At 41.1% G+C, this 25522-nt stretch carries 24 protein-coding genes and 1 pseudogene; 10 read left to right on the top strand and 15 right to left on the bottom strand.

Going from position 1 to position 25522, the window contains the following annotated elements; all coding sequences use genetic code 11:
• Positions 1-5 precede the first annotated feature (5 nt).
• The gene (locus DET59_RS14915) at positions 6-539 is read right to left on the bottom strand and encodes a DUF6241 domain-containing protein (RefSeq protein WP_113970438.1); all 534 of its coding nucleotides are present in this window, start codon (positions 537-539) and stop codon (positions 6-8) included.
• 301 nt (positions 540-840) lie between these two features.
• Entirely contained in the window at positions 841-1002 is a 162-nt protein-coding gene (locus DET59_RS21720) for a hypothetical protein (protein ID WP_181778182.1), read from the bottom strand.
• A gap of 122 nt (positions 1003-1124) precedes the next feature.
• Between DET59_RS21720 and DET59_RS22140 the strand changes: the two are divergent.
• Positions 1125-1883: pseudogene (locus tag DET59_RS22140) on the top strand (MFS transporter).
• Between the two features lie 152 nt (positions 1884-2035).
• On the opposite strand, the gene DET59_RS14900 reads toward DET59_RS22140, so the two are convergent.
• Positions 2036-2965, bottom strand: a complete 930-nt coding sequence (locus DET59_RS14900) for a C40 family peptidase (RefSeq protein ID WP_113970435.1) — start codon at positions 2963-2965, stop codon at positions 2036-2038.
• A 366-nt stretch (positions 2966-3331) separates the two neighbouring features.
• Between DET59_RS14900 and DET59_RS14895 the strand changes: the two genes are divergently transcribed.
• The 6 genes from DET59_RS14895 to DET59_RS14870 all read left to right on the top strand — a co-directional run bounded on the left by DET59_RS14895 (position 3332) and on the right by DET59_RS14870 (position 9764).
• Positions 3332-4378, top strand: coding sequence for an acyltransferase (locus DET59_RS14895; protein WP_113970434.1), 1047 nt, complete (start codon positions 3332-3334; stop codon positions 4376-4378).
• Positions 4379-4940: 562 nt separating this feature from the next.
• Entirely contained in the window at positions 4941-5192 is a 252-nt protein-coding gene (locus DET59_RS14890; protein ID WP_113970433.1) for a hypothetical protein, read from the top strand.
• 68 nt (positions 5193-5260) lie between these two features.
• Positions 5261-5515 carry a hypothetical protein gene (locus DET59_RS14885; RefSeq protein WP_113970432.1) on the top strand — a complete coding sequence of 85 codons (255 nt, stop codon included), beginning with the start codon at positions 5261-5263 and terminating at the stop codon, positions 5513-5515.
• Positions 5516-5885: 370 nt separating this feature from the next.
• Positions 5886-7301: a PTS system trehalose-specific EIIBC component gene (gene treP, locus DET59_RS14880; protein ID WP_113970431.1), complete on the top strand. Its 1416-nt coding sequence runs from the start codon at positions 5886-5888 to the stop codon at positions 7299-7301.
• A gap of 345 nt (positions 7302-7646) precedes the next feature.
• Entirely contained in the window at positions 7647-9332 is a 1686-nt protein-coding gene (gene treC, locus DET59_RS14875; protein ID WP_113970430.1) for an alpha,alpha-phosphotrehalase, read from the top strand.
• Between the two features lie 264 nt (positions 9333-9596).
• Positions 9597-9764 carry an aspartyl-phosphate phosphatase Spo0E family protein gene (locus tag DET59_RS14870; protein WP_113970429.1) on the top strand — a complete coding sequence of 56 codons (168 nt, stop codon included), beginning with the start codon at positions 9597-9599 and terminating at the stop codon, positions 9762-9764.
• Positions 9765-9801: 37 nt separating this feature from the next.
• Here DET59_RS14870 and DET59_RS14865 read toward each other — a convergent pair whose 3' ends face one another.
• Positions 9802-10407 (bottom strand): nuclear transport factor 2 family protein, encoded by a 606-nt coding sequence (locus DET59_RS14865; RefSeq protein WP_113970428.1) that lies wholly within the window; start codon positions 10405-10407, stop codon positions 9802-9804.
• A gap of 118 nt (positions 10408-10525) precedes the next feature.
• On the opposite strand from DET59_RS14865, the gene treR reads away from it, so the two are divergent.
• Complete coding sequence (gene treR, locus DET59_RS14860) at positions 10526-11248, top strand: trehalose operon repressor (protein WP_113970427.1); 723 nt, start codon at positions 10526-10528, stop codon at positions 11246-11248.
• A 174-nt stretch (positions 11249-11422) separates the two neighbouring features.
• Here the strand turns inward: treR and DET59_RS14855 are convergent, their stop codons facing one another.
• Together DET59_RS14855 and DET59_RS14850 are read right to left on the bottom strand one after the other, a co-directional pair.
• The gene (locus DET59_RS14855; RefSeq protein WP_113970426.1) at positions 11423-12100 is read right to left on the bottom strand and encodes a response regulator; all 678 of its coding nucleotides are present in this window, start codon (positions 12098-12100) and stop codon (positions 11423-11425) included.
• Positions 12101-12130: 30 nt separating this feature from the next.
• Complete coding sequence (locus DET59_RS14850) at positions 12131-13273, bottom strand: sensor histidine kinase (RefSeq protein WP_113970425.1); 1143 nt, start codon at positions 13271-13273, stop codon at positions 12131-12133.
• Between the two features lie 540 nt (positions 13274-13813).
• Here DET59_RS14850 and DET59_RS14845 point away from each other — a divergent pair.
• A complete protein-coding gene (locus tag DET59_RS14845) occupies positions 13814-14446 on the top strand; it encodes a YigZ family protein (RefSeq protein ID WP_113970424.1) in 633 nt (210 codons plus the stop codon).
• Between the two features lie 714 nt (positions 14447-15160).
• Here the strand turns inward: DET59_RS14845 and DET59_RS14840 are convergent.
• From DET59_RS14840 to galU, 7 genes are all read right to left on the bottom strand, one after another.
• The gene (locus DET59_RS14840; RefSeq protein WP_113970423.1) at positions 15161-15832 is read right to left on the bottom strand and encodes a sugar transferase; all 672 of its coding nucleotides are present in this window, start codon (positions 15830-15832) and stop codon (positions 15161-15163) included.
• A 123-nt stretch (positions 15833-15955) separates the two neighbouring features.
• Complete coding sequence (locus DET59_RS14835; protein WP_113970422.1) at positions 15956-16705, bottom strand: glycosyltransferase family 2 protein; 750 nt, start codon at positions 16703-16705, stop codon at positions 15956-15958.
• 178 nt (positions 16706-16883) lie between these two features.
• Positions 16884-17315 carry a group II intron maturase-specific domain-containing protein gene (locus DET59_RS14830; RefSeq protein WP_397540951.1) on the bottom strand — a complete coding sequence of 144 codons (432 nt, stop codon included), beginning with the start codon at positions 17313-17315 and terminating at the stop codon, positions 16884-16886.
• A gap of 767 nt (positions 17316-18082) precedes the next feature.
• Complete coding sequence (locus DET59_RS14825) at positions 18083-18991, bottom strand: NAD-dependent epimerase/dehydratase family protein (protein ID WP_113970421.1); 909 nt, start codon at positions 18989-18991, stop codon at positions 18083-18085.
• A 361-nt stretch (positions 18992-19352) separates the two neighbouring features.
• Entirely contained in the window at positions 19353-19664 is a 312-nt protein-coding gene (locus tag DET59_RS14820) for a hypothetical protein (RefSeq protein ID WP_113970420.1), read from the bottom strand.
• A 62-nt stretch (positions 19665-19726) separates the two neighbouring features.
• Positions 19727-21031, bottom strand: coding sequence for a UDP-glucose dehydrogenase family protein (locus DET59_RS14815; protein WP_220154066.1), 1305 nt, complete (start codon positions 21029-21031; stop codon positions 19727-19729).
• 16 nt (positions 21032-21047) lie between these two features.
• On the bottom strand, positions 21048-21920 hold the full coding sequence (gene galU, locus DET59_RS14810) for a UTP--glucose-1-phosphate uridylyltransferase GalU (protein WP_113970418.1): 873 nt from the start codon (positions 21918-21920) through the stop codon (positions 21048-21050).
• A gap of 322 nt (positions 21921-22242) precedes the next feature.
• On the opposite strand from galU, the gene DET59_RS14805 reads away from it, so the two are divergent.
• Positions 22243-23043 (top strand): glycosyltransferase family A protein, encoded by an 801-nt coding sequence (locus DET59_RS14805; RefSeq protein ID WP_113970417.1) that lies wholly within the window; start codon positions 22243-22245, stop codon positions 23041-23043.
• Positions 23044-23174: 131 nt separating this feature from the next.
• Here the strand turns inward: DET59_RS14805 and DET59_RS14800 are convergent, their stop codons facing one another.
• Positions 23175-24143 (bottom strand): hypothetical protein, encoded by a 969-nt coding sequence (locus DET59_RS14800; RefSeq protein WP_113970416.1) that lies wholly within the window; start codon positions 24141-24143, stop codon positions 23175-23177.
• A 5-nt stretch (positions 24144-24148) separates the two neighbouring features.
• Positions 24149-25522, bottom strand: coding sequence for an O-antigen ligase family protein (locus tag DET59_RS14795; protein WP_113970415.1), 1374 nt, complete (start codon positions 25520-25522; stop codon positions 24149-24151).

Raw genomic sequence — 25522 nt, 5'->3', positions numbered from 1 at the left:
GGTTTTTACCGTCTCTCTCTCTTCTGACTCTCCATATACTTCTTCTCTTCCTTGGTCGACAACAATCCTGTTGCTCTCCCGATATTCCCGTTTCTCATTTTCCAAACAGCATTATGATCGCTGATTGCATCTGAGAAGTCTCCTTCTTTCCAGCTCACTAGGATTTCGTTGTAGGTATGTTCATGATTATATTTGTTAATCTCTAATTGTGAGAGCAAGTAATCGATTCGCTCATCGGTGATTTCAAAGTACGACCATTTTTCATCTGCCTCAACCTTTTGATGACTCATAGCGTGTATGTATTGCTGGATCATATCTTCGCTTAACGGCGTTTTTACTTTTTCACCGAATGGGTTTTCTTTGCCTGTTTTGGTTTGCGGTGCAGTGGTTTCTACACCGGCAGTCGATACAATGTCACTCTGGGTTGTATCTTCAGTTGTGCTGGTATTATTTAAACTGCCTACAGCGATATACACTCCGATGGCTGTTAAGAGCAGGACGCTCGCCACTATGACGACAAATGATTTTTTTTGTAGCATGATGATACTCCCCCTGTATGCTATGGAATCTGTGTTTTTTCTGTAGTACTTCCTTCTATATCTTAGGCTAAATGTCCTGCAAGCATTTGTAAACGAATTGTAATGCTACCATAATTTTCATTGATACAAAAGAGATAGTCGCTAAGTTAGTTGTATTCCCCAACTAACTTCTATATAATGACTCGTTGTTTGTAAATTGATTTCCAGTCTACATAAAGGGAGTTTTGTTAGATTTGAAGAATCATACGTGGTTGTCCGTTCAGTTCTTTGCGATTTTTTTCACCTGGGGAATTTTCATACCTTATTGGACAGCATAGCTGGTGGAAAGTAAGGACTTTTCCATTTCACCTGCAAGTGATTGCGCGGTCGTTTTCGAGCTTTTTCTTATATCCGAAGTTGAGTCAGACGGTTTCGTTGGGGCGACTTTCTCGTCGTTGGCTAGTGTTGATATCCGGAGCTTCATTGTTGCTGTTCCTGCCTAAGATTCTTTCGGGATGATTTTGGTGTGTATGGTGTGATTCAGCCTTGTGTATCCAATGCAGCTTCCGATGGTAGAGAGCATGGCGGCTGTCATGATGAAGGAAAATGTATGGCCGGAGCCGTTCGTGGGGATTGATTGGATATACGGTTGCACTGCTTTTGGTTGGATTTCTGACGTCTCTATTTACCGAGGGTGCAGTGATTTATCTGTTATTCGGTGGAATTGTTGTGATATTGCTGTCTTCGTTGGCAAAGTTACCTCAGTTCATGAGTGGTACCCGTATTCAGGAGAAGCTTTCATACCGGGGACTGCTGAAATCCCGTAAGTTTGTCTGGACGATGGTCGTGCTGATTCAGGGAGCTCATGCTTCTTACTATAATTATGGTGTCCTTTATTTGAAGGTTTAAATGGGTGTGATTTTAAATATTGCCGTGCTATCTGAAATCCTGTTCTTTACGTTTTCAGATCGACTGTTAAAAGGGAAAAGCATTTCGTTCATGTTTATGATAGCAGCAGGGGCTGCTGTGACGCGTTGGACTTTGTTGTTCCTATTCCCCAGCACCCCTGTGTTCATCTTTACCCAAATTTTTCACTCTCTAACCTACGGATTGACGCATTATGCATTTATGCGGTTGATTTATGAAGAGTTGGAGAGTAAAGGCATCCCTGCTGGACAAGGAGTGTATACTTCGTTGGAGATGGGATTGAGTACTGCGACCCTGACGTTTATCGGTGGATCCTTATATGATATCTCTCCAGGTTCTGCGTTTCTAGGTATGGCTGTTGTGGTGGCTCCTTGTTTGGTGCTTGGAGGTTGGATGTATTGGAAGTATGATCGAGTGGCGCATGGTGTGCTTTCTTAAAGTAGAGTTTGGTGCGATGTCGTTCAGGATGTAGATCCTGGGCGGTTTTTTTATGTGAACGGTTAATTAAGCATCCGTGTCGAGTTTTTCTTTATGCGCATGGCAATATGACCAATCAAAAACGCCCCGCCTAGGCAGGACGCTCCAAAAATTTAGTTAAATCTCTTATATCCGACAAACTTCGGATTCCAGTACGTGTTGCTCAACTTCGAAATCGTTACCCCGCTGTCTGAAGCGTGGATGAATTCTCCGTTTCCAAGGTAGATCCCCATATGGCTGATGCCGGCTTTGTACGTATTCTCGAAGAATACCAAGTCGCCTGCTTTCGGGCTCGAGACGAAGGATGATTTGCTGTAGTAGCCATCTGTGTTGGTGCGTGAAATCGATTGTCCCGCTTGGTTGAATACATAGTAGATGAACCCGCTGCAGTCGAAGCCGGATGGTGAAGTTCCGCCCCATGCATATGGAGTACCTACGTATTTTTTGGCAATATCGACTACGTTTGAAGTAGGAGCAGGAGTTTGCGTTCCGCCGTCGGACGTTCCTTTAATGGAAAGCTTTTGACCGACATAGATGTTATCAGAGCTTAATCCGTTCCATGACTTGATGGAAGAAACGCTTACATCATAACGGATAGCGATGTGGGATAAGGTGTCTCCGGATTGAACCGTGTAAGTACTGGATCCCGTTGGAGCTGTCGGCGTAGTGCTTGTACCTCCTGCAGAAACGACTAATGTTTGACCAGGATAAATGACATCACTCTTCAAATTGTTCCATGCTCTAAGTTCAGCCAGATACACATCGAATTTGACACCGATTTTTGACAGGTAATCCCCTGATTGAACGGTGTATGTTTTGGCAGAAGTGCTAGGCGCTGATACTTCAAGGACTTGGTTTACGTAGATCATGTCGGAACTCAGGTTATTCCAGTTCTTCAGGTTTGAAACAGATGTATCATATTTATAGGCAATCACCGAAAGGGAATCCCCTGATTGTACGCGGTAAGAAGCCGCTTCCGATGAATTGACGGCAACTGACGAAAGTAATGCAGCAGTAGTAAAGGCAATAATGGTTTTCTTCAAAAAAATGTCTCCTTTATCGATAATGTCGAATTTTGTTGCTTGTCCATTATGGAGGAAGAAGACTGATATTTTAATAGGCTAATATTCTTATATGAAGAAAAATAAGGAAGAAACCCCAGTATAATAGGGATTAGTAATTTATGGTTATATTACCAGGTAGAGTATATGCTTTTTTCCGGGTCTTTTCTCTCCCTCTTTTTGTAGAATATGACTACACCCTACCTATCCCTTGGCCTAGGTATTCCCATTAATAAGTTTCAATAGTCCTGTAAGCTTTTTTTATCAAGAAAATTCCGAATGACAATTTGCTTTATATAGACTAAAATAAATAGAATTTATATTTATGTAAACAAGGGGCGGGTTCGATTGGCGGAAAAAATTAGGCTGTCAAACTTTGAATCTCTCAGGGTACTGTCGATGGTCATGATTGTCTTGTTGCATTTCGGTACCTACGGATTTTCAAAATATATTGCGATATCAGAATTAAGCACAGTGAATCAATATCTTTTCCATTTCATAAAGGTGCTTTGTATCGTCGGGGTCAATGTGTATGTGCTAATTAGCGGGTATTTTCTATGTAAATCACAATTTAAGATGAGCAAAGCGTTCAGGGTCGTGCGGGAAACATTCATTTTCTCGGTTCTTATTTTTGCCGGATTGACCGTTTTACAATTAACGGATGGATCCTATACCAGCTTCATCAGATCTGTATTTCCGGTGTATCTGTCTACATACTGGTTTATCACCGTGTACATCGTATTGTTTATACTTTCACCTTATTTAAATATCTTGATCAATCAGCTATCAAAGAAAGATTATGGGAAATTTCTCTTCCTATTATTTATGATCAATTGTGTATGGCAGTTCTTCCATCCCTTGGGTAGCTTCGGGGTGAACGGTGGCTATAGCATCGTGCATTTCATTTTCCTTTATTTTGTGGCAGGCTATTTAAGACACTATGGACAGTATCTGTCTTCCTTAAGTAAACACTATTATTTAAGCGTTTACATTTTGTTGGGAGCCGTTACAGCCATGGTCTTACTACAATCGTGGGAAATACCATTTAAGCTGTTGTCGTATAACTCCCCTGTTATTGTGGCGATGTCACTTGCGCTGTTCCTATTCTTCTCGAAGCTTACGTTTGTATCCAGGCCCATTAACTTCATATCCGGATATGTCTTAGGGGTTTACTTGATCCACGAGCATCCATTGATCAGGCAGCGGTTGTGGAATCATGTGATGGAATGGATGAGCACCGGGAATGAATCCTTATTGATTGTTCAATATCTGCTGTATGCTGTTCTGGTATTCGGAATTTGCTTGGGGATTTCTTATGTGATTTATTCAATGATCAATTATAAGGCACTCTTAAAGAAGAAGGATCTAGATAAAAAGGTGAAGATGGCCGGTTGATGGCAACCATATAGAAGAATGGAAGAAAGCGAGGCTGGGACAAAAGTGTATTAGTCTAAGTAAAACCCGAACAAATCTGCTTTTTAGTAGGCAAATTTGTTCGGGTTTTTTATTTATTTTCGGTATATTTGATTTCAGCTCTTTCCAGCGGTTGATTGGAGTGCAAGACGGAGACTCCTGCGGGAAAAGTAGCTTATGTGAGACCCGTCCAGCTCCGGGGCTTAGAGGCACATGTCATAAGTCAAACCGTCCAAGAAGGCAAAGAACGCCTTCGTGGCCGTTCGCCTTATGCCACCCGCCTCTGAACAAAGCCCCTCCGCTTTTCTCCCCACAGGCTTGCCGAGGAGGCTCACGAGCTACCCGCGGAAAGCGTAGTCTTGCACGGAAATCATTAGCGGTATTAAGAACCTACACTTCTAATTGTTCGTCTTTATATCATGGTTTTTTAGTTTTGTCCCACCCTCTTTTTATTGGAATTACTGACGAATGGTCCAAAAGTGGTTTACATTTAGTAAAAACAGGTAAATTTACATATAAGTGTAAACTATTTAGGAGGGATACTTTGGAAGCTTTCTTTTATTTGTTTAATATTCTTATAGCCATTTATTTGTTTATAGACGCTCAAAAGCATAACAAAAATAAATGGTTATGGGCCATCCTTGGACTAATTTTCAGTTTCATCACTCTGGGGATTTACTGGATCCTAACAGGCAAGAAGGTTTTGGGCTGGGTGCTTACCATCGCCGCTATCATTTGGACGATATTAGGGGTTGTTGGTGTGGTTGCAGTTGGTTTGTTCAAGGCTTTCAATTAAGAGCCATGAAGTAGACATTTGCCGGGCATTGTCCGATGTCTTTTCTCCAACTCGAGAGGAGGTTCCATATGTGGGATGGATATACGAAGAAGGTCGACAAAGGTTTTGAACTGATATATTTCAGACTCAGTTATAGAAGGAAAATGATTCGAACCCTTTGGATGACCCTGCTTTTCCCTGTTTTATATTTTCTATTAAGATTCTTGGGCTTGGATCTATCCTATACGTGGATCTTTCTGACGGCCATCTTGCTTGGTCATCTGGGACAACTTTATTATAACTATTATATGTGGAACAAATATGAGAGAGATCGTAAAGGATAAATTTAACAAGAAGACACTTCCCTGGTTGCTGGGGGTGTCTTCTTGTTTGTTTAAGATAGAAAGATGTAAATCAACTAGCACTTTCCACCTACAGGTATTGTTTTGATTACATCCAAATGAAAACGCTACACTTTTCCATTGACAACATGTATATACATGAATACAATAAAAGTATATCTTGTATATACAACAAGCCCCCTACTAAATGAAAGCGTTTCGTTTTATCGGAAGTTTTTTACGAAAGCATAGACAGAAGCGTTTTCCACATACTATTTAGGGGAATTCCATTAATAGAAATGAAAGCGGGTTCAAGACAACTTTCGACATTTTTCGAGAGTTGCCATGCACCATACCTAAAGGAGGGAATTTCATGAGCGTGAAACGTGAAGACGTTCTGGAAATTATTGAAGCGATTGGCAGCAAGGATAATATCCGTACGGCCACTCATTGTGTGACTCGTCTTCGGTTGGTACTGAATGATGAGAAAAAAGTGGATAAAGAAAGATTAGAAGCGATTGATCTGGTGAAGGGTTCTTTCTCTTCCAATGGTCAATTCCAAGTTGTCATCGGGCAAGGTCTTGTAAATAAAGCGTATCAAATTTTAGCAGAGGAAACGGGGATTGAGCAGGCTTCCAAGCAGGATGTGAAAGATGCCGCCACTCAAAACCTGAATCCATTGCAGCGTGCGATCAAGGTATTAGCGGATATCTTCATTCCGATTCTGCCGGCGATCGTTACAGCCGGTTTGTTGATGGGTCTGAATAATATTTTGACCGGGCCGGGGATTTTCTATGATGAGAAATCGGTCATTGATGTTCATAAGCAATGGGCAGATATTGCTTCGATTATTAACTTGATTGCCAACACGCCCTTTGTGTTCCTGCCCGGGTTGATTGGTTGGTCAGCGGTCAAGCGTTTTGGTGGAAGTCCATTACTCGGTATCGTATTAGGTCTTATGCTGGTTCATCCGGACTTACTTAACGCCTGGTCTTATGCAAGTGCAGAAAAGATTCCTACGTGGAACTTATTCGGATTGGAAGTCGACAAAATTGGGTATCAAGGACAAGTTCTACCGATTCTATTTGCTTCCTATCTATTAGCGAAAATTGAAATGTTCTTGGATAAGAGAGTTCATGATTCCATCAAGCTCTTAGTAGTGGCACCAGTTGCACTCTTAATTACTGGATTTGCTTCATTTATCTTGATTGGACCGGTTACGTTCTTTATCGGTAACCTATTAACTGACGGTGTCGTTTGGGTATTCGACTCTGCATCCTGGTTAGGTGGATTGTTGTATGGTGGATTGTATGCGGTGATGGTTATCACAGGTATGCACCATACCTTCCTTGCAGTAGACTTACAGCTAGTTGGAAGCCAAGGTGGAACATTCCTATGGCCAATCCTGGCACTATCGAATATCGCACAAGGCTCAGCAGCGCTTGCCATGATGTTTGTAGCGAAGAAAGAAAACGAAAAGCTTCGTGGTCTGGCAGGTACGTCAGCCATCTCTGCTTATTTAGGAATTACGGAACCGGCAATGTTCGGGGTTAACTTGCGCTATCGCTACCCATTCATTAGTGCCTTAATCGGGTCTGCAATCGGTGGTGTACTGTTAGCGATGACAGGAACAAAAGCATTCTCCATCGGTGTAGGCGGATTACCTGGATTTCTATCGATCATTCCTGAATACTGGCTATCATTCTTTATTGGAATGGCCATCTGTATCGTCGTGCCATTCGTACTAACCATGGTATGGTCTAAATTCAGCAAAAACGAAGTCGTATAATCAATAAATAGAGAAAACAGTTGTAACAACTTGTATATACAAGTTAAACTAAGGGGGACAAATCAATTCAAACCACAAACCTGTTCAGGTTGTGCGTAATGGATGGTTGTCTCCCTTTTGTTTAGGGACGGACCTTCACAAAGCTTGCAGTGGTGCGGAGTGTCCTGTCCCAATAGGTAGAAAACAGACGAATATATGTTGGAGGTCCGTCCCTCTTCCGAGATGCAGGGACGGACCTTATGATAGCAAAATCGCAGAAGAATCATGTTTGACGAGCATGATGGTGTATAAGCAAAATCGATTGAGGTCCGTCCCTCAAAATTTAACTAGGATGGTGTTTTAGATATGAAGCAGCCTTGGTGGAAGAAGTCGGTTGTGTATCAGATTTATCCGAAGAGTTTTTATGATACGTCGGGGAATGGCGTTGGGGATATTAAGGGAATTACGGCGAAGTTGGATTATTTGAAGGAGCTTGGGGTTGATGTGGTGTGGCTGACTCCGATTTATAAGAGTCCTCAACGCGACAACGGTTACGATATTAGCGATTACTTCAATATTCATGATGAGTATGGGACGATGGAAGATTTCGATGATCTACTGGAACAAGCTCACCAGCGTGGGATCAAGATCATCATGGATATTGTAATCAACCATACATCCACGGAGAATCAGTGGTTCATTGAGTCCCGTAAGTCGAAGGATAACGAGTACCGTGACTTCTATATTTGGAAGGACGGCAAGCCTGATGGTTCCGAGCCGACAAATTGGCAGTCCAAGTTCGGCGGCAACGCTTGGCAGTTTGATGAAGAAACGGGTCAATACTACCTTCACCTCTTTGATGTGACGCAGGCTGACTTGAACTGGGAGAACGATGAGGTCCGCCAGAAGCTTTATGACATGATGCACTTCTGGCTGAAAAAAGGTGTCGACGGCTTCCGCCTGGACGTGATCAACCTAATCTCCAAGGACCAGGACTTCCCGGACGATGACGGTTCGGTCGCACCAGGAGACGGACGCAAGTTTTACACTGACGGGCCAAAGGTCCATGAGTATATGCAGGAAATGAACAAGGAAGTCTTCTCTCAATATGACATCATGACGGTTGGAGAAATGTCTTCTACAACGATTGATCACTGTATCAAGTATTCACGCCCTGACCGGAACGAGCTCAGCATGACGTTTAACTTCCACCATTTAAAAGTGGATTACCCTAATGGCGAGAAATGGTCCATTGCTGACTTTGATTTTCTTAAGCTGAAGGACATCCTTTCTACCTGGCAGCGTGAAATGCATGAAGGCGGCGGCTGGAACGCTCTGTTCTGGTGCAACCATGACCAGCCCCGCATCGTGTCCCGCTACGGCAATGACGGTGAGTACCATAACGAATCAGCGAAGATGCTCGCGACGACAATTCATATGATGCAAGGTACTCCTTATATTTATCAAGGAGAAGAGTTCGGGATGACGAATCCTAAATTTACAAGCATCGATGAATACCGTGACGTTGAGTCCATCAACATCTTCAATATTTTAAAAGAGCAAGGTAAATCTGAAGAAGAAATCTTAGAGATTCTGCGTCACAAGTCCCGTGATAACTCAAGAACGCCTGTGCAGTGGAATGGGGAAGAAAATGCCGGATTCACGAGCGGCACTCCTTGGATTCCGGTCGCGAAGAACTATCAGGAAATCAATGCTGAACAAGCGCTGAAAGACGAGAATTCTGTCTTCTATCACTATCAAAAGCTGAACCGTCTCCGCAAGGAATATGACATCATTGTGGATGGAGACTATCAGTTAATTTTGGAAGGTCACCGCGATATTTTCGCTTATGTTCGTAATGGTGATGGAGAAAAACTGCTTGTGGTTAACAACTTCTATGCTCATGAAACGGAGTTCACTCTTCCTGATGAGGTTGATGTTGAAGGCTGGTCGAGCGAGGTATTGTTGTCTAACTACGAAGATACGGCGAATGAATATAAGAACATAACGTTACGTCCTTATGAGTCTGTGGTGTTGCGTTTTACAAATTAACAAAGAAAAGGCATTGTTCACTCCGACAATGCCTTTTTCAAATATAAAATTCCTAATAGGATTAAAAATCCATATTATGGGTATATGGTATTTAGTCACGATACTACTTTCGGCGTAATTGAATTTCAAGAAACACCATGATCGTCGATACAAGTATATAGGTTGAAAGACTCAGATCAGCGCACATAATAGTAAACTATATACATAAATAAGTTAACATATCATTCCTTCTGTGGGATAATAAAGCAAAAAGGAGTTCCTGCAATGAACGTCACGCCAAAAGTTCAAAACATCATTCAAGAAATGGAAACAAAACGCCTGGAACTAAAATATTTTGCACAATACCACGGTTTCTCCCATCCCGCCACTGTCAGACTTAGTCAGGAACTGGATGAACTATTTAACCTATACCACCAATTGAATCAAAAATAAAAAATGAAAGGCTGCGCCAAAGCACAGCCTTTCATTTTTATTCTGCTGCTCCCTCTTCTCCTTCACTAGCCAAAAAGAAAATCGCCGCAACCTTCCATCCATCTTCTTTCTTATGGAAGACGGTTACCTGTTTACCGGAACGGGTCACTTCTTTCTCACTGTTCGGGTCCTTCGTCGTCGCTTCAATTTCTGCATACACGTCTGCTTTTTTACCGGCAGCGTAATTGATGATCTTCACGTTTTCCACCGTACGTTTCGAATCTACTGAATCAAAGATCTGTTTCACATAGCGCTCTTCGTCCTTGTATTCGAAATTCACCGGTGTCTTCGAGATGACACTCATGTATGATTCGAAGTCTTCTTCGTTAAATGCATTGATATATTGATCAAAGGCTGCGTTGATCGCCGTTTTCTCTTCTTCCGGGATACCCTCTGCTTCTTTCAGCTCGCTTGCATCCTCAACGATCTGCGTCATCTGATTCAGAGATGCCGCTTCGTCTGTTGCCGGGTCTTCACTTGGCTTTACCTCTTTCGTACTGTTTGTGTTCTCTTCCTTCTTCTCTTCGTCTGCACCACAAGCACCCAATAGTAATGTGCTCATGCCAATTCCCAACATGATTTTCTTCCAATGCTGTTTCGACAATGCTCTTCACCCTTTTCTAAAATTCGCACTATCTCCATTCTATTGAAAATATTCACAACACTCAAGTTCAATCTCATTTCTTCCTATTAATTATGGTAAAATAATAGCAGGTGATATTATGACGAAAAGCAATAAATACAAACAAATCTTCGAGGATCTCTCTGAAAAAATACAAAATGGTACTTACACAGCGGGTTCGATCCTGCCATCGGAAAACGAGCTCTCGGTGATGTATGCCACTTCACGTGAGACTATTCGTAAAGCGCTTACATTATTGGCCCAAAAAGGGTTTATTCAGAAGCTACGTGGAAAAGGGTCCCTCGTACTCGATGTTTCTCGGATGAGCTTTCCGATTTCAGGGCTTGTGAGCTTCAAGGAGCTTCAGACCTCCATGGGGCGGGATCAAATTGAGACATTCGTTCATGACTTTGGATTAGTTCATGCTGATGACCAGATTGCTTCACAGCTCGAGACTCCTGCAAACGCTGAAGTATGGAAAGTCGTCCGCTCCCGTCAAATCAGCGGGGAAAGAATTATATTGGACAAATCCTATTTTCTGAAAGAACAAGTCCCTTTGTTGACGAAAGAAATATGCGAGAACTCGATTTATGAATATCTCGAGAGCGAGCTGGAGCTTCCGATCGATTTTGCCAAAAAAGAAATCGTCGTGGAAGAGTGTACAGATGAGGACCGGGAATATCTTGATTTAGATAGATATGATCATGTGGTGGTCGTGAAGAATTATGTGCACTTGAAGGATGCGACGCTATTTGAATATACGGAATCGAGACATCGGTTGGATATGTTCCGGTTTGTCGATTTTGCGCGGAGAAAGCATTAGGGTGAGTCCACTTCCTGGTTGGGGAGTGGCTTTTTCCTTTTAAAACCTTACTCGTCCCCAACACCATTCTTGACCATTACTTCTATTAAAACAGCCCACAAAGAAAAACGGCCCTTCTCAAAGAAGGACCGCTCTCTCAACGACAAATGAACAATACGCATATCTCTCTAAACGTTATCGTACTTCCACCCAACCATTCTTAATCGCAGTCACAACTGCCTGGGTGCGGTCGTTCACATTCATCTTTTGTAATATATTACTTACATGATTTTTCACAGTTTTCTCACTGATATACAGTCCTTCACCAATACCGCGGTTACTCTTACCGTCAGCAAGCATCTGCAGTACTTCACACTCGCGGCGCGTTAATAGGTGAAGCGGGCGGCGAACTTCGGATTGTTGGAATCCACCTGAGTTCTGGGCGTTTGCCAGGCGCTTGTACTCTGCTACCAGGTTATGCGTTACCTTCGGATGAACGTAGGAACCGCCATCTGCAACGATTTTCACTGCATCAACCAGTGCCGCTGAGTCCATCTCTTTTAATAAATAACCGAGTGCCCCTGTTTTCAGCGCATGGTTAACATAGTTTTCGTCATCGTGGATGGATAGGATGATGACCTTTGTATCCGGGTATCTGTCCATCAGTTCACGTGTTGCTTCTACGCCGTTTGTTTCAGGCATATTGATATCCATCAGGACAACATCTGGTTCGTGTGTTTCAACTAGGTTCATGGCTTCTGAACCGTCATCGCCTTCTGCTACTACGTTGAAAGAAGGTTCGAATTCGAGGATTCGTTTTACTCCCTCTCTGAAAAGCTGATGATCATCAATGATAACAATATTTGTTGCCATGTCTTTCGCCTCCCTAAACCTTGGAAAAATTTACGTATTAAGTGGAACTTGGATCAGTATGACCGTTCCTGTTCCTACTTTTGAGTCAATCGTGATGTCTCCTTCAAGAAGGTCGACACGTTCTTTCATCCCCATGATGCCAAAGGATCCTGTTTTTTGTTTGTCTTTGTCGAATCCTTTGCCGTTGTCTTTGACAACAACTGTTATTTGGTCTTTCTTTACTTCTACTTTAACTTGAATATGTGACGCTTCAGCATGCTTAAGTGCGTTTTGGACACTTTCTTGCACTAATCGGAATAGAGCGACTTCGAATTTTGAAGGAAGTCTGATATCGAGCCCCATATTCACAAATTGAATCGAGGTCTCCTGGTTATACTCTTCGATTGTACTCAAGTATTTTTTGAGGGTCGGAATTAATCCCAGGTCATCAAGCGCCATTGGTCTGAGGTCGTAAATGATGCGCCTGACCTCGTATAGGGCTGAGCGGACCATTCGTTTCAGGTCGCGGATTTCATGGATGGCATCGTCTGTGGTTTTTTCACGAAAAACCCGCTCGATCAGATCGGAACGAATTAAGACGTTGGCCATCATTTGTGCAGGACCATCATGAATCTCACGAGATAAGCGTTTCCGCTCGTCCTCTTGTGCCTCGATGATTTGAAGGCCGAAATCCTGACGCTGCTTCGCATCCTCCAGTGCCTCATTCACTTGCCTTAAGTCACTATTTAAATAATTGAGAACGACGGATATTTGTGAGCAAAGATTTTCTGCCCGCTCAATCGTGTCCCCGAGTGCATGCAACCGTCTTTCCAGTTCATCCCGACGGTCCCTCAATTGCTTCTCTTGCTGTCTATTCATGGATAGCTTCATTTGCAGGTCATGAGCTTTTTCATACGCTTCTCTTACCTGATCTTCTGAATAGGTTTGAAAATGCTTGCTTACTTCAGAAAGTCTGAGTCGGGCAAACTTCGATTTCTGTTGGAGGTGATCTCCTTCATCAATCACTTTCAAGACCATTTCTTTCACTTCCAGCAGTTCTTTCATCAAATCTTCATAATCAGTTCGACATTGCTCGCCAATCTGGAAGATTTCATCCTTACTTTCGTCAACCGTATCGACCATCTTTTTCAGGATGCTATCTAACATCTTGGTGTCTATTTTTTTAAGTGACACGGTACACCCCTCTTTTGTTCCACAATAGTAGTCAACCCAGAATAAAGCTTCATGTAAAGCTATACTTACATAGCAATAATCGGTTATTCCAGCTTGAGTTTCAGCCATTTCATTATGTCCATGGACCTACCACTCATCTACCTATTATCAATTCCATGTAAAATCACAAAACTCCTTTATTCATCTAGGCATATTCCTATGTAATACCTCTACCAAGGGATCATTCGCTCCGGGAATAGAAGAGAATGAATGGGAATTATCTAGACCATTCGACTTCCCTTTCAGAGCTTTGGAACAACTGAAGTATTACTATCAGCGTCCATTATACCATGTCACATATTGTCGGAGATTAAAGTTTGATTACATTGTATTACCATTATTTCATGTAGAACCAGTTTTCCCCGTATGTCATTGGATATTGATCTTTATTTATGTGCAATCCGTTCTACTTTTATATATAGTAGATATAGGATGCAAACGAAGATTAAACGCGTATTTCGCCATTATTCATACATAAGGAAACGGAAAGGAGAAAGCGTATTGCTACATCACTATAGTACGGTCAAGGGTTACGGGGAACATGAAATCAATATAGAACGATCCAGGTTCATCACTTATGTAAATCGTATGGTAACAGAAGAAGAAGCACAGGAGTTCATCGCGACGATTAAGAAAAAGCACGGAGATGCCAACCATAACTGTTCTGCCTATATGATCGGTGAAAATAATCTGATTCAGAAAGCGAATGATGATGGTGAACCCAGTGGTACTGCAGGAGTGCCGATGCTGGAGGTATTAAAGAAAAGGGATCTTAAAGACACCGTTGTCGTCGTCACCCGTTATTTCGGTGGAATCAAGCTTGGCGCCGGCGGACTGATCCGTGCGTATGGACGTGCAACTTCAGAGGGATTGAATGCTACCGGTATTGTGGAAAGAAGCTTGATGCGTATCATGAAGTCTACGATTGATTATACGTGGTTAGGAAAAGTTGAAAACGAAGTGAGGTCCTCCCATTATCAACTGAAAGACATTCATTATCTGGAAGCCGTCGAGGTCGAGGTGTATGTCGAAGAAGCCAAAAAGTCCACGTTCATCGAGTGGATGACGGAGCTGACAAATGGACAGGCTGACATTATAGAAGGCGATGTGGAATACCTTGAAACGCCTTTGTAACAAAGAATACATTGTTGTATCAATCGTTACCAAATATACTATGGTAATAATTTAAATATTCTTTTTAACCTTAAGTTTCTTTTGTTTTGCAATTATGTTCTCCTCATATAACGGCTCACTCCATATGTGAATTACTAATGTGTTTGCGTACTTTATGTACAATACATTTAGTGCTGCCTTTGATTCTTATACAGAAACAGAATGTGATCGAGGAGAAAAATCAGTGCTTAGAGAAGAATCGAATAAAATAAAGGAAGATCCCTTTTCTATCCTGATCATGGGGTAGAGGACTATATTAGTGAAGGGGCATAGGGAAGAACTGATTCTCTGTTAGTAGCTACCGTCAACCAACCCTAAAGATGAGTCGATGAACTTGACACTGGTTGGGGATGAAGCATTGGCTTAACGTGTTGAAAATAGATGTCGATGATGTAGAAACCCCTGTGAAGGTATCTGAAGCACTGTCCTTAACCAGCCCAATCACACGATTACACAATTCAATCATTTTGATATCAATAACCCTACCATAAGAGGTGAAGATCTGACGAAGAGAGTGTAAGTCAGTTATCTTCCAGCCTTCGTAAACACTTAAATATTTAAAAAATTTTGTACCCGTGAATAGATTTCTTTCACGTTTTTTATTCTTACACATAAAAAAAACCCACAAGATAGTTTCTTACCCTGTGGGGTTTCCTGTTGATTATGAAAAGACGATTATCTTGCTCCATCCCCTGTTAGCAATACTCTTAGGGTTTTGAATATAATTTTTATGTCTAGTGAAGGAGACATATTTTCAATATAGTATAAGTCGTACTTCAACTTTTCTTCAGGGGTTATGTCGTACCCACCATTCACCTGAGCCCAGCCCGTTAAGCCAGGTTTAACTAATAGCCGTTTTTCAAAGCCAGGTATTTCTTTTGCAAATTGTTCAACAAAGATAGGTCTCTCAGGTCTTGGTCCGAATATGCTCATATCGCCTTTAAATACATTAATCAGTTGAGGTAATTCATCAATTCTTGTCTTACGGATAAACTTACCAACTTTTGTCACTCGATTATCGTTTTTCTGCGCCCATTGAGGACCGTTCTTTTCTGCATCTATTCTCATTGATCGTAGCTTATATATTTTAAATGAAGTGCCGTTAAGACCACTTCTTTCTTGAGTAAAAAATGGATTCCCTTTAGACTCTATTCTGATGGCAATAGATGTAAGGAACACAATTGGCAGCCCAATGAGTAATCCTATTGTGGAAAGTAGTATATCGACAAATCTCTTCATGAAAAGATATAGTTTTTTATCATCTAATTGTATTTCTTTATCTGCATAATTCTCTTTATATTTGGCATAATTCTTATAGTACGTTAACTCAGCGCGATTAATCGCCATAGTGTCTTTCACCTCAAATGGTAAATATTTAGCAATACAAACTATATTCTGTATTTATTTAAGTCTTCTGTCAAGAGTTTTCTTTGTATCCTTAGCTTTAGCAATTCTTAATGTTTTTAGTAGTCAAGATTTTTTCCAACCGTTGTATGCATATCCGAGAAATACGCGAACCGATTTAAAAAAGCTTAGTTTTTCAATTTCCCGGTATACTTGCCAATTTCTTTTGGCCGCTTTCACTTTATTACTCGAGATGGATCCTTCCACTTTTCTGTAATAAGCTAATGGCTCATTTAGACCATACGCTGTAAATCCTCTTTTGAGGATATTCAACCAAAGAACAAAGTCTTGTCTTGTCCGTATATCGACCATTTTGATTTCACCAATCTTATTCTTATCCAATATGACAGTGAGACAGCCTATGATGGTGTTCCTTAACAAATCTTCGTATTCCATCTTTGAAGGAACATTAACAGTCTTCCCGGTTTTGGTTCCGTTTTCTTCCATTAATTCGTATGAAGTAAAGCTAAATGCATAATCGTTTTGTAACAAAAATTCGATTTGTTTTTCTAATTTTTGTGGGTGCCATAAGTCATCGCTATCCAGAAATGCAATAAACTGCCCATTTGAGGCATCTATCCCCTTATTTCTTGCAATAGCAGCTCCACTATTCTCATCTAGGTCTATTAAGCGAATCCTGCTGTCTTGCTTCGCCATGGATAAAATAATATCCTTACTATTATCAGGTGATTGGTCATTTATCAATATCATTTCCCAGTTACTGTAGGTCTGGTTTAAAACCGAATCAATGGTCTCTTCAATAAATTTTTCAGCATTGTAAACAGGCGTAATAATTGAAACTAAAGGTGTATTCATGTTGTGTACTCCTTTCTAGCTCAACATACAATATACTACAAAATCCGACCTTTGCCTATTACAATTTAGTTAAAATTAATGGTGTTTATTATTTCAATTCAACCACTAATGGATAGTTTCTGTTTACCCACTATACATACCTAACGAAACTGCTTAGATTAAATAAAACGATTCCTTATTATGTTAAAATCGAGTAGTACCTTTGATACAAGCTTAGGAGCCCTAGACGATTCCAAAAAGTATTATTTAGGGTTCTTTCTAATATGAGACTTTTTGTTACTCGCCAAAATCTCTTCCTGGAATTTGCCCATTCGTGGGCTTTTCCTTTAGGAACTCCGAGTCTGACGAGGTTCCGTTTCCTTGCTTTAGGCAGTTTCCAATCCTTCCACATGCACATTCTTAACCTTCTTCTTATCCATCCATCTAATTTCCGACAGATACTTTCTGTGTCCGCTAAGGCGAAGTCTCCACACCACCACATCAGATATTGATTGAGTCGTTTTATGCGGTGCGTCATCGACCAGCCCTTTGACCTTGAGGTCAATGCTCGAATTTTCTCTTTCAGTTTCTTTAGACTCTTATTATGGACTCGAACTTTTGGTATTCTCACCCCACCGCCGGGTTTCGGGATTTCGACTCGACAAACTGGAGAAAGTTTATACGTTCCCTCCTCTAATTGTTGAGGTTTTGTACGGGCATATCGTCCACTCCGTGACTCCCTTTATTTCGTTCAACACGCTTGATTGCTTGTATGAGGTTGTCCCGTGATAGTATTTGATTCATCATTAGATATCTCTCCTACGCGAGCGAATGTCTCTATTTCTTCCATTTTCTACTCCACACTCTCAAAGTCCCCCATGGACTTCACCATTTCCTCCTTTGAGTAGCCTCTGTTTGAGTTGTCTGTTTCATGATAGAAAGTGCCTCCCTAGGAATCGCTCTTCCTTAAAGATTCCGTCCTTCTCACCTTTCTCGAGATCAGGTGGTATTATGACTTCTGCTGACTTCTGACGGTTCAGCTATTTATCATTAAATAGGTTGCCAAGTTTACTAGGCGTTTCCGTCAGACCTCCCCGGGTAAGTGCACAAACTTTCCTTCCATGTACCGGCCTCATTTACTACATTCCCCTTTGGTCGTTGAACTTCGACTTGTTTAGCAGTCTCATTCGAGAAATGCAGCCTATTATGAGATCCGTGTTACTCGGGTCGGAAATTTGCTTCCAGCTTCCTTCAGATTCTAGGTCACCCCAGACACCCTTGCCTTCAGCTAACAGCTACAACGACCTTCACCGTTCGGGACTTGAACCCTAAAGCGCGTGCACATGCCGGGCACACTAAAAAAGTGGCAAGATCTTTGATCCAGCCACCTTCTAACTATCACTTAGAGTAAAAGTCATATGTCTTTTTTAATCCTTCTGCTAAACCTACTTCCGGGGTCCAGTTTAATAAATCCTTCGCCTTCTCATTCTTTAGATAACTATGTTTAATGTCCCCAGGTCTTTCTTCTTTATATTCAATGGTTAATTTCAACCCGCTTTCCTTTTGAAAAACTTCGAGAGATTCATTTAACGTAGTTGGGATTCCCGTGCTAATATTTACGATCTCATTTGTGGAAGTTCTTGTCGCAATAAGATTAGCCTTAACTATATCATCGATGTGAATATAGTCTCTCGTTTGTTCTCCATCTCCAAAAACTGTAAATAGTGCGTCTTTTACTGCGCAATCAACCATTATGGAAATAACTCCACCCTCCCCTTTAGGGATTTGGTGCTGACCATAGGCATTTGCATATCTAAAAATAGTATAATCGACATTATACAATTCGTGGTAAAGAGCAATGTAATGCTCTGGTGTGTGTTTAGAAATACCATAGCTTGAAATTGGGTCCACTTTATGGTCCTCATCAATGCCTAAGTAGTCAGGCGTTCCATATATTGCTGCAGAGGAAGCATATACAAGCTTACAGTCATACAATCTACAAGCTTCCAGTACGTTTATGGTACCCAGGATATTGACCTTAGCATCTAGAACAGGGTTCTTAATGGATGTTTGCACATCAATTTGAGCTGCGTGATGGTTTATGACATCAGGATTTTCTTTCGCAACAACTTCCAAAAAGTTCGTATCTGTGACATCCATTTTATAAAAGGTCACTTCAGGATAGATATGCTCTTCATTACCTGTAGATAAATCATCTACTATGACAACTTCATAACCCTCATCGATATACGCTCTACTAATATTAGAGCCAATGAAGCCGGCCCCTCCAGTTAATAATACTTTCAATGTTCTTCCTCCCTAATTCCTCTTCCAATAGAAATATAAATATATCCCAATTTCTCCATTTCTATTGGATCAAACATATTTCTTCCTTCAATCAATACTTTCTTCATTGAATCTCCTTATTTATCCAGGTTAATCTAAATAAAAAGTACAAGATCTGAATTTTCAAATACCAGTCCAATCTTATCAGTTGTATTTAAATCTTCGATTAACGCTTTAGCTTTCGCAGCATTAAATCATATGCTAGATATCAGCTCCCAATTTCATTTATGAAACTCTTAAAAGCCTTGGAAGCATATCTAATCATTCTACCTGTTTCAAAAAGCACAGTATCTAAAGCCTTGTTTAACTCTCTTAATAATTCCTAAGATTTTGAAGATTCTATCCCAATAACTGCTCTATCCATATTTACCGTATCGTCGATTGCACTGCCTTCTCTTAAATACTCTGGATTTGACGCAACATCGATTGGTTGTTGCAATCCTTCTGAGGCCCATTCTTTAACCTTCCTATTAGTTCCAACAGGAAGTGTATTCTTTATGAAAATCACTTTGTAATTGTTCAGGTATTTCACTATAACTTTAACCGCAGCTTTGACATTACTTAATCGGCTCATCAACATCCAGTCGGAGGTGTACCGAAAGCAATCAAAGGGAAAGATAATTTCCAGTATCAAATCAACAATTCCTCTTGTATTCCAATTGAAGGTGGACCCTGGAGAAGGATACACCCAGTTTGTTATACTTTAATTGTTTTTCTCCCAATTGACGCATAGTAGAATCCGTTCTCTTCCATGTGAGCAGGATCAAAGATATTACGTCCATCAACGATTACTTTGCTGGTTACTAATGTATCTACTTTTTCTAAATCAAGCTCTCTAACTTCATCCCACTCTGTCAGAATCAGGATGGCATCCGAGTTTTGGATCACTTCATAAAGGTCTTGACCTGTGCGAAGGTTTGGAATAAGTGCCTTGGCATTTTTCTCTGCAATGCGATCATAGGCGATGACGTCCGCTCCAAGTTCTTGCAGCTTAGGAATGACATCAACAGAAGGTGCGTCCCTCATATCATCTGTATTTGGCTTAAATGCAAGACCAAGGACAGCAATTTTCTTATCTGTCAGGTCGCCATCGAAAGCTTCTACCAGCTTGTCCACGACTTTAAAGCGCTGGAGACCGTTCACCGCTTCAACGTCTTTGACGATCTTGAAGTCGTAACCTACTTGATCGGCAATTTTCACAAGGGCACTTGTGTCTTTAGGGAAACAAGAACCTCCGTAACCGATTCCTGCGTTCAGGAACTGAGGGCCGATACGTGGGTCATACCCCATTCCCTCAGCTACCTTTGTCACGTCTGCTCCAACAAGTTCACACACGTTTGCCACTTCATTGATAAAGCTGATTTTCGTTGCAAGGAACGCATTGGACGCATATTTGATCATTTCAGATGTTTCGATATTTGTCACGACGATATTTTTGGTAAAAGGAGCATGTAATTCCTTCAGGATCGCTTCTGCTTTCTCAGATTCGACACCAATGACCGCTCTTTCCATATTCACCGTATCGAAAATAGCCGATCCTTCACGAAGGAATTCAGGGTTTGAAGCGACATCGAATTCTTCGTGGCCGACAACATCTTTAATGACACCTTTGATCATGGCGCCTGTTCCCACTGGAACCGTACTCTTCGTCACGATTACTTTATAGTCATGAAGGTGCTCTGCAATCGAGCGGGCAGCCGCTTCGATGTATTGCAGATTCGCTTCACCATTCTCTTTTGGAGGTGTTCCAACCGCAATGATGACAAGATCTGCATCCTTCATCCCTTCAGCATAATCCGTTGTGAAGGATAAGCGGCCTTCGCTGATGTTCTTTTCTACTAATTCGGTTAAGCCCGGCTCGTAAATAGGGATGATCCCATTTTTCAGGTTCTCTACTTTTTGAGCGTCTATATCCAGGCATGTCACTTTATTTCCGGCGTCACTGAAGCACACACCTGAAACAAGTCCAACATAACCCGTACCAATTACACAAATGTTCATCTTAATTTCTCCTTGTTCATTCTGAAATGATGTCTTTCAACCAATCTTTTAATGGACCTTTAAGGTCATCTCTCATTAAAGCAAACTCAACTGTTGCTTGAACAAATCCGTATTTGTTTCCAATATCATATCTCTTACCATCAAAAGAATATCCATAAACATTTTGCTTAGTATTTAATTCTTGAAGAGCGTCTGTCAATTGAATTTCATTTCCTTGACCAGGCTCCAGGTTTCCTAAAATATCAAGTACATCCGGTGTTAAAACATATCGCCCCATGATGGCCATATTAGAAGGAGCATCTTCTAATTTCGGCTTTTCCACGAGTCCTTTGACTTTGAAAAGGGGACCTTCGTTCGTAGGGTCTTCTACGTCGATGACACCGTATTTGGATACGTCCTCGTCAGGAACTTCCTGTACCCCGATGATGCTCGATTGTTTCTCTTCGAATTCATCGATTAATTGTTTAAGACAAGGTTTCTCGGAGATCACGATGTCGTCTCCAAGTAGGACTGCGAAAGGATCGTTACCGATGAATTTCCTTGCACACCAGATGGCATGTCCGAGTCCTTTGGGCTCTTTTTGACGAATGTAGTGAATGTCCGCCAGATGAGAGATTTGTTTGATTTGCTCGAGCTCATCGTATTTTTCTTTCATCGCAAGCATTTCTTCAAGCTCTAAAGACTTGTCAAAATGATCTTCGATGGCACGTTTTCCACGGCCTGTCACGATCAGGATATCCTCTATCCCGGAATTAACGGCTTCTTCGATAATATATTGAATTGTAGGTTTATCTACAATTGGTAACATTTCTTTCGGCTGTGCCTTTGTTGCTGGTAAGAATCTCGTACCTAAACCCGCAGCCGGGATAATCGCTTTTTTTACTCTCAAAGAACTCACCTCTTAGTTTTGTGTAAATCATTTGTTCTTATTCTACTTATTAGAAGTCTTTTAAATAGTGTCTGCAGATTTCGGATCATTTACGCCTCTTGATGAGAAAACGCCCTAGCAAATTTCTTTGCTCTTGCGTTTTCTCATCAAGAGTCTTCCTTTCAGCTTTCCGCTGAAAGGCGAGTGAAACTTTGGTTTCACTCGAATGAGCCAAAATCTACTAAAATTCATGTGTATTATACCATATGTTGTTGATTTCTTAATTTCACAGGTTTATTGTGCTATAATATAGCGAGTAATTTCAGATGTGAGGATGAAGAAAATGATTAGTGTAATCGTACCAACTCTTGGAACGAAACCAGAGGAACTGAAACGATTGTTTGAAAGTCTTAATAATCAAGTATATAAAGACTTCGAAGTCATTATTGTATCACAAGACAATCACAATTATATTACATCCGTTTTAAAAGATGTTAACTTTATATACAATCATATTGAAATTGATCGCAAAGGGTTGTCACTTGCCCGAAACGTTGGTATTGAACATGCCAATGGGAGCATTTTGACATTTTCGGATGATGACTGCTGGTATAATGACGACTCTTTCCAGTTTGTTGTTGATTACTTCAACGAGAATCTCGAGACTGATGTAGCTTGCTTCCAGATCTATGATCCGATCAAAGGTGTTTACTATAAAGAATATGACGAAGAAGAGCAGAAACAGGTTACAACCGGTAAGCTGTTGAAGAAGTCTTCTATCGAGATCTTTATCCAGACGGCCAATATCGAGCGTCCTCTGATTCAATTTGACGAGAAATTCGGCTTGGGTGCGATTTATCCATCTGGTGAAGAAAATATCTTCTTATTCGATTTAGCCAGAAACCAAAAGACCATCAGCTATTTCCCAAAGGTTGTCGTGAATCATGAGATTCCTGAGTTGCAGACCCGTTTATATGAAAAATCGTTTATCGGAAAAGGTCCTTTGTTTAAGAGAATGTACAATACCCCTACTGCGGTGGTTCTATTGACTCTCTTCACGTTGAAAAAGTATCGTCATTTAGATGAACCGTTTAGCTATTATGGTAAAGCGTTCAGGGAGATTTTCAGGTATGAGAAGAAATAGTGTTTGTTCGTTTTGTTATGAGTTGCGGCAGGTGCCTGGTTGTGGGTGCCCAGCCGTTTTTTTGTGGTGAATGGTGAATGACGTAAAATGAAAAAGGTGCACCCGTCTCCACCGGGTGCACCTCAAGAAAATCACTTCTCTTTTAAAATGACTTCCGTAATCATGTCATTTTCTTTCGTTAACTCCAGCTCGTTTTGTTCGAGATCAAGCTCATTTTCAAGATCGCCGTGGATCTTTTCGAATTCCGCTGCCGGAATGTTTACTGGGAACTTAATTTCCACAAGTCGCTTCTCTTCGTTTAATCCCACAAAGGAGTTGAACTCTTTATAGTAGTAGAAGAATTCAACCTCGCCTTTCCCTTCAAAGATGTATACAGGGTCACCGTATTTATTGAACAGGTTGTTTTCTGAATACCCGATTGGTAATGGCGTTTCTGGTAAGAGGCCTGCGTCAAGGTATTGCAGGAATTCATCGGATAGTACTTTTCTGTTGTTCTTCTCGTAATCGATTCGGAAGCTCAACATACCGGACTTTTCGAGAAGCTCTTCGTCTGTTAACTCCAGAAATTCTTCCGTGGCCAGCTCTTCATTCAATGCACTTATTAACTCGACAATAGGAATTTCTTCTTGAGCCAATAGTATTTTGGTAATCTTACCCTCTTCTACTTCGAATACAATGCTTTGTTTCTTTATGATCATATATACGTACGATTGTGCAGCATTTTCATCTGCTTTATATTCAAACATGTCCAGCTCTAAGTTGTTGTCAATGACCTTTTGCAGGTCATCTCCTACGTTAATCGTGTCAGAAATCTTGAACTTTTTATTGGATGTGATCAGGTAGTCTGCTTCTCCGCCAGTGAAATGAACGCGAAGCTTCTGTTTAGAATCATCCAGTACTTCATCCTTGGATTCAGGATCTTCAAGAAGCTTGAATACTTCTTGATACCTTTCTCCTAAGCCAAAATTCAGGAGTGAATATTCGTTTCCGACCGATTTATATTCACTTTTTTGCACCTCTTTTGTTTTCACGCCAACAATGATGCCGAACAAAAGAACCACAAAGATCAGATATGAAAGAAAGATTTTGTATGAACTCAACTGTATCACTCCGTTACATTTTGCTTATCTTTGTGTTTCATTTCACCGATTTTCACTAGCACGGCGATAACTAATAGAACTGCCCAGAATCGTGGTGTGACATAATCCGCTCTGTATAAGGATGTGACCATCAGGTGAAAGTACTCTACTAATGCAATGAAGTAGTACATGTTTTTCATGCCGTTCTTCAATAGGAATACGGCGATGGAAATTAATCCTGTTAATAAAAGAAGGAGTCCGATGACACCTTGCTCGAATAGGACATCAATAAACATATTGTTTGCCGAGATGGCAAGGCTCATCTGGGTATGGGGCACAATTTTGGTCCCCGCCAGGAACTCATAAGCCCCCGGTCCGTATCCAAATAGTCCCGATACGATGGAATGATCGAACAACCACTGGAATGGCATGACGTACATATAAATCCGGCTTGATTGTGTCGGATCAAAAAGATTGTCTCTTCTTCCCCAAATCGGAGAGAAGAATTTAGCCAGTAGATCCGGATTCACTATATAAAGACCCAGGAGTCCAATAACACCCACCAACGGAATCATCCACAGGATTTTCTTCGGGAATCTTGGATGGAACATTAAGTAGACAATCAAGAACCCGATGACCAGCACCAGATTGAAATACGCACTCACGGAAAACGTAAAGGCCAGGATAAGTAGAGTTGGCATAAGTACGACTACTGCATATACCCATTTACGTTTCACAAACAGGAATGCCAAAATGAGCAGGTCGACCAAAAACGGCCCCATGTAACTTGGTTCATTGGTGAAAGACGTGAGCCGGAAGTCGAACAGGGCGGCTCCGTCCACACTATGGACGAAGGAACGGGTATCTAAATTCAGGAAAGGAATATTGAACATGAAATAGGCCAGCTGCCAAAAGGCTACGGCCACCAATAAGCTGATGGACAACGGATAAACCTTGATAATGCTTTCCCTGTCCTTCGGTTCATTCGCAAGCAGGCGATAGCCGTAGTAAAAAAACATGAAAAAGCTGAAATAATAGGCAAGGCGTGTAATCATGGAACTTTTCAAGTAGTTCATGTACTCTACACTATTCAAGAATGTAGCTGTATAAAAAGCTGATAGAACCGCCAGTGCAAGAGAGATAATGAAAAGAAACAGAAAGCGTTTCAAGTACTTATCGAATTCTGAAGTTTCGGTTAAACGTTCTCGATTAAGCAGGCAATACAGGAATAATAATGAGCCAACCCCCAGTGTCAACACCGCAGGAACGGGTACGGGGAGAAGCTTGATGTATTTAGCTTGAGTAGAGAACTGTGCGAAGAACAAATATCCGGCCACTAATATCAAGATGATCTGTTTCATCCTTGGCTCATACTTGTTCATGAGTGTGGAAAAATTCAT

Origin of the sequence: Rossellomorea aquimaris (assembly GCF_003315075.1) — a bacterium.
Taxonomy (GTDB): domain Bacteria; phylum Bacillota; class Bacilli; order Bacillales; family Bacillaceae_B; genus Rossellomorea; species Rossellomorea aquimaris_C.
Note: the sequence above shows the minus strand (reverse complement) of the source record. Positions and strands in the feature narration are given on the sequence as shown.